The organism is Litchfieldia stipae, assembly GCF_014837155.1.
Classification (GTDB): domain Bacteria; phylum Bacillota; class Bacilli; order Bacillales; family Bacillaceae_L; genus Litchfieldia.
In genome coordinates this window covers 1-1,829 of sequence record NZ_JACYHA010000051.1, presented here as the reverse complement: position 1 = coordinate 1,829, position 1,829 = coordinate 1, and the positions used below count along the sequence as shown (strand labels likewise).

Here is a 1,829-nt window from a genome sequence, read left to right as displayed (position 1 = left end):
AAGAGGCTGGGACATAACTAGCTTCAAATAAAGAGAAAGGTGAATTTGAGTACGCTCAAATTCACCTTTCTCTATTTTGTCGTTTAAATTCTACTATTACCTTAGTTAATGGCAGTGAATTTTCTTAAATTCACTGCCATTAACGCAAGGCCCATTTCATTTTCAACCTTTGATTTTCCTCGGACAGAAAATCGAGTGAAACGCAAATTAGCCTTCAAGAATCCAAAAACTGGTTCCACATCGATTTTTCTTTTTCGATAGATGGCACTCGTTTTCTCTTCTGAAAGCTTCGCTCTCACATATTCTTTTTGTTGTTCCCACTTCTCATTTACCATTAACTTTCGATTATTACCTTCTTTTGCTTTCGTACATAACGAACGAAATGGGCATCCTGAACAGTCTTCACTTTCATAGATTTTAAACTCTCTTGTGAAACCTGCTTTATCTGTACGTACTGAATGATATTTAAATACAACGTGTTGCTGATTTGGGCAAATGTAAGTATCATTGTCTTCGTTATACTGCCAGTTGTCCGGATTGAATTCATTTTGCTTATATTTTTTCTTTTGTTCTTTCAAGTACGTGTTATACGTAATCAGTGCTTCCCGTTTTCTATTAGAAAGGATATCATTATAATTCTGTTCACTTCCATAACCTGCATCTGCGACAATGTGTTTCGGTAATTCGAAATAATGCTGCTCAATCTCATCCAAGAAAGGAATTAAAGTTCGTGTATCTGTTGGGTTTGAAAATAAATTATAAGCAAGCGCATATTGACCTTCCGTTGCGATTTGTACATTGTAACCAGCTTTCAATTGTCCATTTTGCATATAATCATCTTTCATTCTCATAAATGTCGCATCAAAATCAGTTTTAGAATAGCTATTACGTGTGCCGAAAATTTCAAGGTCGCGTAGATATTTTTGTTTTCGTAAGACAAAATCAATCAACTGTTTACGTACTTGTTTCGGATATTTCCGTTCACTTCGTAAGATTTTTCGCTCTGTCACATCTGATGAGGCATCAATTTCCTTATCATATTCGCTTACGATATCGTCCACTTTTTGAACCATTTGAGCGAGTTCTTCTACTGATAACTGTTCATCGCTTTCACGCTCTATTTCAGGAATGATTTCATTCTCAAGTAGTTCATTGTATAGCTGGTTTGACTTTTCAATTAAACTTTCATGATACTTCTCAATCGATTTCTTCCAAACGAACGTAAACTTGTTCGCGTTCGCTTCAATCTTTGTGCCATCGATAAAAATAGCTTCTTGATCAATTAGTTTTTCTTCAACTAATTGACAACGGAATTGGATGAAACATTGGCGAATTAAATCTTTTACTTCTGATTGAACACGGAATCGGTTGATTGTTCGGTAGCTTGGTTCGTATCCTTGCGCCAACCACATCATGCGGATACTATCTTTTAAAAGGGCTTCTATTTTACGTCCAGAAAATACAGATTGTGTATAGGCGCATAAGATTATTTTAAGCATCATGCGTGGATGATAGGCAGGACAGCCCTCATTTCGGAGAAATGGTTCAAATGCTTCTTGAGGAATACTTTCCACTAAATGATGTACGTGAAAAGCAATATCATTATTTTGTAATTTTACTTCTAATTCTAAAGGCAAAACGATTTGATTCATGTTATAATTTTTAAACATAAGGATCCTTCTTTCGATATGGTTTTGTCTGGTAACTTAATTTTATCAGAAGTGGTCCTTATTTTTTATTCAAAAATAATCAAAGCCGGTGAAATTTTACTTGTCGTAAAATTTCACCGGCTTTTTCATTTCAGAGATGGGTTTTGTCCCAGCCTCTTT

1 protein-coding gene is annotated in these 1,829 nt (G+C 35.1%); it reads right to left on the bottom strand.

Annotation, left to right across the window (positions count from 1 at the left end; genetic code table 11):
• Positions 1–101: 101 nt before the first annotated feature.
• Positions 102–1,670: an IS1182 family transposase gene (locus F7888_RS22225; protein ID WP_191783576.1), complete on the bottom strand. Its 1,569-nt coding sequence runs from the start codon at positions 1,668–1,670 to the stop codon at positions 102–104.
• Between the last annotated feature and the right edge of the window lie 159 nt (positions 1,671–1,829).

Bases quoted from the DNA above. Each gene is read 5' to 3' on its own strand.
- F7888_RS22225 (WP_191783576.1), bottom strand. From the start codon at position 1,670: ATGTTTAAAAATTATAACATGAATCAAATCGTTTTGCCTTTAGAATTA.